At 33.9% G+C, this 7,738-nt stretch carries 9 protein-coding genes; 7 read left to right on the top strand and 2 right to left on the bottom strand.

From position 1 onward, the window contains the following. Window positions 1-23: 23 nt before the first annotated feature. From HMPREF9402_RS13030 to HMPREF9402_RS13015, 4 genes are all read left to right on the top strand, one after another. Window positions 24-809: a hypothetical protein gene (locus HMPREF9402_RS13030; RefSeq protein ID WP_006784871.1), complete on the top strand. Its 786-nt coding sequence runs from the start codon at window positions 24-26 to the stop codon at window positions 807-809. 281 nt (window positions 810-1,090) lie between these two features. Then, the gene (locus HMPREF9402_RS13025) at window positions 1,091-1,795 is read left to right on the top strand and encodes a pirin family protein (RefSeq protein WP_006784870.1); all 705 of its coding nucleotides are present in this window, start codon (window positions 1,091-1,093) and stop codon (window positions 1,793-1,795) included. Between the two features lie 923 nt (window positions 1,796-2,718). Next, a complete protein-coding gene (galE, locus tag HMPREF9402_RS13020) occupies window positions 2,719-3,732 on the top strand; it encodes a UDP-glucose 4-epimerase GalE (protein WP_009607604.1) in 1,014 nt (337 codons plus the stop codon). Window positions 3,733-3,788: 56 nt separating this feature from the next. Continuing rightward, the gene (locus HMPREF9402_RS13015) at window positions 3,789-4,217 is read left to right on the top strand and encodes a VanZ family protein (RefSeq protein ID WP_006783514.1); all 429 of its coding nucleotides are present in this window, start codon (window positions 3,789-3,791) and stop codon (window positions 4,215-4,217) included. Window positions 4,218-4,241: 24 nt separating this feature from the next. Here the strand turns inward: HMPREF9402_RS13015 and HMPREF9402_RS13010 are convergent, their stop codons facing one another. After that, the gene (locus HMPREF9402_RS13010; protein ID WP_006783515.1) at window positions 4,242-4,736 is read right to left on the bottom strand and encodes a hypothetical protein; all 495 of its coding nucleotides are present in this window, start codon (window positions 4,734-4,736) and stop codon (window positions 4,242-4,244) included. Window positions 4,737-4,882: 146 nt separating this feature from the next. Beyond that, the gene (locus HMPREF9402_RS13005; protein WP_009607605.1) at window positions 4,883-5,533 is read right to left on the bottom strand and encodes a hypothetical protein; all 651 of its coding nucleotides are present in this window, start codon (window positions 5,531-5,533) and stop codon (window positions 4,883-4,885) included. A 231-nt stretch (window positions 5,534-5,764) separates the two neighbouring features. On the opposite strand from HMPREF9402_RS13005, the gene HMPREF9402_RS13000 reads away from it, so the two are divergent. From HMPREF9402_RS13000 to HMPREF9402_RS12990, 3 genes are all read left to right on the top strand, one after another. Beyond that, the gene (locus HMPREF9402_RS13000; protein ID WP_229098567.1) at window positions 5,765-6,538 is read left to right on the top strand and encodes a polysaccharide deacetylase family protein; all 774 of its coding nucleotides are present in this window, start codon (window positions 5,765-5,767) and stop codon (window positions 6,536-6,538) included. 101 nt (window positions 6,539-6,639) lie between these two features. Continuing rightward, window positions 6,640-7,266 carry a YkyA family protein gene (locus HMPREF9402_RS12995; protein ID WP_006783518.1) on the top strand — a complete coding sequence of 209 codons (627 nt, stop codon included), beginning with the start codon at window positions 6,640-6,642 and terminating at the stop codon, window positions 7,264-7,266. 23 nt (window positions 7,267-7,289) lie between these two features. Beyond that, window positions 7,290-7,724 (top strand): GNAT family N-acetyltransferase, encoded by a 435-nt coding sequence (locus HMPREF9402_RS12990; protein WP_009607608.1) that lies wholly within the window; start codon window positions 7,290-7,292, stop codon window positions 7,722-7,724. Window positions 7,725-7,738: the final 14 nt, after the last annotated feature.

Here is a 7,738-nt window from a genome sequence, read left to right as displayed (position 1 = left end):
TAAAAAAGTAAAGGTGAAAATAAATGATTCCAATTGATGCACAAACGCCATTAGATGTGTTTGAATTTGATGCTTTAGTTTATTATCCTGAATCCACGGAGCTATTCCCTTATGGAGTCGTTGTGAAGAGACTGCGAGAGTTTCAATTTGCCATTGGCTGTTTGAATTTTAAACCGATGCCACGAGTACCCAATCAAGAGGAGTTATTTTTAAAAACGCCTGGATTTCTTTGGACCTGTCCAACGCTTTTAAAAGAAAAATTTTTAGATAACCAAGTCACAATTCGCGATGTTCTCTCGCATTATCTGCAGGCAAATATTGAAATTGGATTAATCAATACAGCGTTTCAACCTTTGAATGTCTCTGCACTCCTCGAGCTATTTCCAAGAGAGTTGCTAATCATTCCACCACTTAAAACAGAATTGTTGGAAGAATCTAAAACTTTACAAGAAGTTGGGATTCATGAGTCTATCTTTTTCAAAGATTCTTATGGTGGAGAATGGATTCTGAATCGGAATAATATTTCAACGGTTTGTTTAATTCGAATTGCTTTACAAACAGACCCTATTAAGTTGAAAATTCTTTCACAAGCCTATATCATGAATGAAATGACTTTAAACCTGGTTCGAGAAAATGAAAATCCAGATGAGTGGGATCAGTTGACTCTAAGAGAGTTATTAGAGTTAAAAAACTGGCTTGAAAATTATACGGCATTTCATCCATTATCGAAACCGTATAAGGATGCTTTTCGTACTCATTCTATTGAAGATGTTGAAGCTTGGATTAGTATGCTTAAATTTTCAAACTAAATGAATAAGTAAGTCAAAAGAGGAACGAGAAGATTCAATGAGTCTTAACGTTCTTTTTTTATCTGATGATAAAGAAAATACTAGTTTGATGAAGTGAGAAGTCATCATAAACAGAAATAAGATTCAAAACTAAAAGCTATTAGCAAGAGGGAGTATCATTTAAGTTTTGCAAAAGATTCAATGATTTTAAGGTTTGTTTGAATTTGGAAGTAAAGTTTTGGGTCGATTTATGATAGAATGGGGTATATTGCACAATTAGTTGAGGGAGGAGACGGGGCAGCATGATTAAAAAAATAGACCATACCCTCTTAGGGACAGCCTATCACACGTGGTTACAAAGTCTTTTTCATTTTTCTTATGCAGATTATTACCAACCCTATATTAATAAGTTTGGCGTAATCCGTGTTATTAATGATGATATTTTGCATGTAAATAGTGGGCATGATTTACATAAACATAAAGACGTAGAAATCATCACTTATATGATTTCAGGGGAGTTAACACATACCCCTAAGATTGGGATGCCAAAGAAATTAACGCGTGGGGAACTTTATTATATGAGTGCAGGTAGTGGAATGGAGCATGCGGAATTTAATTGGGGAGAAAAACCAGTTCGTATGATTCAACTCTGGATTAGACCGAATCAAAAAAATGTGGCACCAAAAGTAGAATATGGATGCTTTAAGCGAGAGCAACGATTTAATCAATGGCAAAAAATCGTGAGTGACTTGGAACATGAGGCTCCCATTCAAATTCATCAAGAGGTTAATATTTGGGTTAGCGAAGTTGAAGCTAATCGAGACCTTGATTTTGACATTTTAAAAAATAGACAAGCTTATCTGATTCAATTAGAAGGTGAGTCTATGATTAATAACATTGCTATGTCAGAAAAAGATGGCATGGAAATTTTTGAAGAGCCGATTAAGATTAAAACGGTAAGACCGTCTTTATTTATGATAATTGAGATGAATATAAACGGGAAGTAGCACATAAATATAAAAGCGACATAGAATATATTGTCCCACAGCAAAACACACGATCAATCGGTTTCCTGGGCTAGGATTAAAAAGATCGTGTTGTTTTTTTTTTTTTTTGAAAAAAGCTTAAATTAAATTAAGAATTAGGCTTCTACGACTTTAGCTGTAATTAATGGTAACCATTCAACAACAGTTTGAATGATGACTTCGTCTTGAATTTGATTAATATAAATACTTCTGATGATAAAATGACAATTTTTTTGAATTTGATATTGAACATTTTCCAGTTATTTTAATAAATTTTGCAGGTTAGTCATTTCTGAATTTGATTACTGTAATTAAAAATAATGGCTTGAATAGCTACTTGAAAGGATAATTGAATTGCTGTAAAATCTTGAATTTTCGTTGATTAAGGGTGACGTTATAGCTATCTTTAAGAATCATACGTTATTGATTAATTTGAAAGGGTTGAAGGGATTCAATCCTTTTTTGAATCCTCTTAGCGTTCTCATCGTTACCATTAAAATTAAAGGCAATCACAATAGCATTAAGAGCAATTTGAAGAACGATAAGAATGAATCATTTTGGTTGTGAAATAGTTGCAGAATTAGAATCTTTAATGAAAATCCTTTGTGATTGAGCTTGTATGATTTCTGTCGTTATTTGAACAGATTTAATTGGACGGTAGTCTGGATATTTAAAATATACAGGTTTTAAAAACTTTGGAGTGTGAATATCCAGAAACTCTTTTTAGAGGGAGAAAGGATGAGACATCCTAAACGAGATTTAAAAAGAAGGAAGGTTTGAAAATAAGTAAAATTATGTTAAACTATTAGAGACTGATGAAGAATTTATCAGAAAGAGATAATAGTAAGCGAATAATTAGGGTAGCTTATTTATAGTAGAGGTGTAAATCAGAAAGGATGAAGGTCATGAAAGTATTAGTAACTGGAGGAGCTGGATACATTGGACGAACAGTTGTATCAGCACTTGAAGAAAATGGGCATATCCCAATTATTTTGGATTCATTAGTGACAGGGCGTCTTGAATATACGGAAGGAAAAATCTTCTATAAAGGAGATATCGCGGATCGTGATATTTTGGCGCAAATTTTTAAAGATCACCCAGAAATTAAACATTGTATTCACTTTGCAGCTTTAATTGTCGTGCCAGATTCAGTGGCTAATCCTTATGAATATTACACGGAAAATGTTGCAAAATCACTAGATTTATTTAAAAATTTAAATGAGTTTGGATGTAAAAATGTTATTTTCTCATCATCAGCATCAGTTTATGATGTAGTTGAAGGATTCAAAGTAACAGAATCGGCGCCATTAAAACCATCAAGCCCTTATGCACGCACAAAATTTATGATGGAAATGGTGTTAGAAGACTTCTGTCGTGCGTATGGAATGCACGGAATTGCACTTCGTTACTTTAATCCAATCGGGGCAGATCCAAAATTACGTTCAGGCGCACATGTTCAATTTCCTTCACACGTATTAGCGAAATTATTAGAAGCGGCATCAAGTGAAGACGCATTATTTAATATCACAGGTGTTAACTGGCCAACACGTGATGGATCAGGAATCCGTGACTATATCCATGTCTGGGATTTAGCGATGGCACACGTTAAAGCGGTTGAAAACTTTGATCAAGCATTCGCTAAATCAGAAAATCCAGAAGAATCATACTTAGTGATTAATATTGGAACAGGAAACGGGGTAACGGTTAAAGAACTAGTTTCAATTTTTGAAGGGGTCTTAGGCCGTCCTGTCAATAAGGCGGAAACAGAAGCACGCCCTGGAGATGTGGCAGGTGCTTATGCAAGCTGTGACCGTGCTAAAAACTTAATTGGTTGGGAAGCACAGTACTCAATTGAAGATGGAATTCGCGATGCATTCCGTTGGGATGAAATCCGTGAAACGATTTTAAATTATAATTAAGGTAAAAATCCCTCAAGGTTGATTGAGGGATTTTTAAATCAAATAGAGGTAGAGATATGAAACGGTTTATCAAATGGGGAGCGATGATTGCTTGGATGATTGTCATTTTTAGCTTTTCAGCGCAAACCGGTGAACAATCTTCACAAAGTAGTGGACTCATTGAGCGATTATTAGCTCAGTTTAGTTTTATGCCGAATCAAATCTTTGGCCTAGACATCCAATTTATGATTCGTAAAACTGCTCATTTTTCAGAATATTTTATTTTATATTTATTGATATTTAATGTCATCAAGGAATATCAACCAAAGAAACAATCACTTGCCTTTAGTTTAGTTGGTGTCTTTTTATACGCGTGTAGCGACGAGATTCATCAGGCATTCGTTCCAAGTCGTGCCTGTTTATTTACCGATGTTTTAATTGACACGGCAGGTGGAACCCTGGCGATGATTCTAGTGGCACTCCTAAAGCGAAATAAAAAGGTTTAAAGTTTGTGTACACTTTAAACCTTTTTATTTTGGTGGAGAACTATAAGTGTCAGATTGAACAAAATGAGTAGAGTTTAATTTTTCACTTGCTTCGGGACAACACGTCATCAATATTTCTTGCATCTGGGCCATTGTTTTTTTCATCTCTGCTAATTCTTTTTTTAATTCTTCTTTTTCAAGATCAGCTACCTTATCACTTCGACGATCTTGTAAGACCTGAAGATAGAGACCTTGAGCGGCGATATACTCTATATTCGTTCCAATCGATTCGAGAAAGACCCCAATGATATTTTGCTCATCTGGGTATTCGGCCTCCTTAGCAATGAGTACCGCAATTAGAATACTTAAAATCCAAAAGGTATACGGATCAAGAGATAGGAGATAAGGGAGAAATTTAGGACATTCTGGTGGAACAAGATCTTCGGCATCAAGGGTTTCAAACGAAGCTGCTGACTCATTCTCAAGTCCAATATCAGAAACAGGTGGTGGTGGTGGGGGTGTTGGAGGAGTTACACGCATAAAAAATCCTCCTTTAAAAGAGATTTTAAATTAGGTAATATCGTGATAAACAAAGAAATGGACGATACCCTAATTTTAGTTTATGTTTAGGTAGGGGAACGGTGAATAACAAAAGACATGATTCCGAAGAATCATGTCTTTTGTTATTAAAGTTGACGATTATAAAATTGAACAAATTGACTAATTTCGTCGTAAAGTAATCCATTATCGACAATATACCAACTGCCTTCGATATTTTTTAGTTTAAACGTGTTAATCATTTCGGTTGAATCTAAGTCCTCACACGAATTATTAATCATCTCATTCATGGTTGTCATGAGCGAGGTTTTCGCATTAAAGTCTTCGACATTCGTTGAGGCATAATGTTGACGATAGACTGAAATGACGTCTGGTAATGATAACTCGAGGAGTTCAGTGTAATTAGGAATGGTCATTTTAACAGCGACAGTTGCATCTTCGTTAACTTGCTGAACTTCTAAGATTTCATAAGTGGAGTTATTAACAATTGCCGCTAAATAATGAAGAATCAAAAAGTTTTCGAATGGAGAAGAGGCAAAGGGGTCTGTTGCAATATAACTTGCTGTATAATCTGTCGCCATTTGAAAAGCAGTAAATTCATGATATTTTGATATGTTTTTATCTTGGAGTGAATTAAGTGCTGCGATGACTGTTTCAACCGGTTTATGATCGGAATGATTAGCGACATAAGAAACGGGATGTGTTGATCCATTTGAACGACTACATCCAATAAGGATAAACAGATAAGCGATTAAGAGGAAACGGAATTTTCGTTTCAAAATGAACCTCTCCTTTATCAGAAATATATTTTATAGTATTTACAATAAATTCAATATTATGATAAAAAAGGTTGAATAAAAATAAAAAAATATGAGAAAAAGTTTTGTTGAAAAATGCATGAATGAGTTGAAAAAAATAGAAAATATAAGGTATACTAAGTAATATTAAATTACATATTTTGTATATTATTAAAATATCAGTTTACTTGTAGCAGATAGGGATGACGATAAATGAAAAAAATAATGTGTTGTTTATGCTTAATGATTTTATTCATAGGAAATTCTTTCGTTATGAGAGCCGATGCAAGGATATTATTAGAACAAATCAATAATAACCTACCGGATCATTCTTATTTTCAAGAGCGAGAAATACCACTAAAGTGGAACGGAAAAGAGCTAAAAGTGGTGTATTTGACATTTGATGATGGTCCAAGTAAACGAAGTGAGGAATTTATTGAGATTTTACAACGCTATGATGTCAAAGCGACCTTCTTTTATATTGGATCAAATGTTTCAAGATATCCAGACACTGTTAAAGCGGTACATGAGGCAGGTTTTTATATTGGTCTTCACTCAATGACACACGATCGTCAAATTATCTACAATCCAGATACACCTGAGGCGCTAACGCAAGAATTACTTCAAGAACAAGATTTGTTAGAGGGGATTATTGGGGTTCGACCGACTTTGTTTAGACCACCTTATGGAAGCGTTCCAGGCATTACACCAGCGATGGCTGATTCATTGATTGAGCATGACTTTAAAATATGGGACTGGACCATCGACTCGAAAGATTGGAAACAAAAATCAGCTAATGAAATTTTAGAAACCATCAAAAAACAAACCAATGCTCCGGTTGAAATTGTTTTAATGCATGAAAAAGAACTAACGCTTGAAGCATTGGCAAACATCATTGAATTTTATCAATCTCAAGGATATGAATTTAGAATGTATGATTCAAATCACCATCTAATCAATAATTTTTTAAAAGACAATAGACTTTAATGGAAAAATTTTTAAGGATAAATGGTAATGATGTATGTTAATTTTAAAATTGGATAAAATAAACAATAAGTTTTTGAAGTATTAAAGGAGCGTTGAATGCAATGAAAATAACGAGAATTATACCGATTTTATGTTTGTTACTTTTAGTAGGTTGTGGAGGTAAGGGCGAAACACAGGTTTTTACGATTTTAAATGATCAAATTGTCAGTCAAAATAAATGTAATGAAAATAATACCCAATTAACTGATTTAATGGCTAAAGAAACAGAGATTTATAATCGTATAATTGAAAAAGGAACAGATTCTTTTGATGATATCAAAGGATTTGTTGAAGAAGGCCAACAAAATGTTGAAAATAGTAAACAATTATTAAGTGAATATGATTTATGTATTCGTGGTGCCTTAGTTGATCAAAATAAGTTAATAAAAGAAAAGGATAAAGTAAAAGATAGTACAGCTTTACAAGAGGCAACGATGTTAATTGAACAATATACGATTTATGAATCAAGTTTAGTGGATTATGTCGAATCATTAATCCGTTTAAATGAGGCTCAAGCTCAATTTTATAATCAGTTGAATGAATCAACGGATATTCAACAAATGGAAGCTCTTGTGACAAATATTAATACAGCCATTGATGAGGCTAATATAGCCTCTGAAACTCATCATGATGCATTAATTGCGTTTAATGAGTTATATAGTAACTATTATGAAACCTATATTCAATAAAAAAGTGAAAGGAGGGATTTGAGATGGAGATTGTTTTAGCAAGTACTCAAAAGCATTTTGCAGATGTATTTCGAATTCGTACGAATGTCTTTATTGGAGAACAGCATGTTCCAGCACAGGAGGAAATTGATGAATTAGATCAATTTGTACCTATTTTAGTGGCATATGAGGGGGATATGGCGTTAGGCACAGCTCGTGTGATTGAAACAAAAGAAGGATATGCCAAAATTGGTCGAGTGGCTGTCTTAAAGGAAGCGCGTCAAAAAGGCGTGGGGCGTGCCTTAATGATGGCAGCTATGGAATATATTGAAGATAAGATGTCAGTGAATCAGATTAAACTAGATGCTCAGATTGGTGCCCAAAAATTTTATGAGTCTTTAGGATTTATAGCTCACGGTGAAGTCTTTTTAGATGCAGGAATTGATCATATTTCAATGGTTAGATTTATTAAAAGATAAAAAAAGCAATGGAT

The organism is Turicibacter sp. HGF1 (assembly GCF_000191865.1).
GTDB lineage: Bacteria > Bacillota_I > Bacilli_A > MOL361 > Turicibacteraceae > Turicibacter > Turicibacter sanguinis.
Note: the sequence above shows the minus strand (reverse complement) of the source record. Positions and strands in the feature narration are given on the sequence as shown.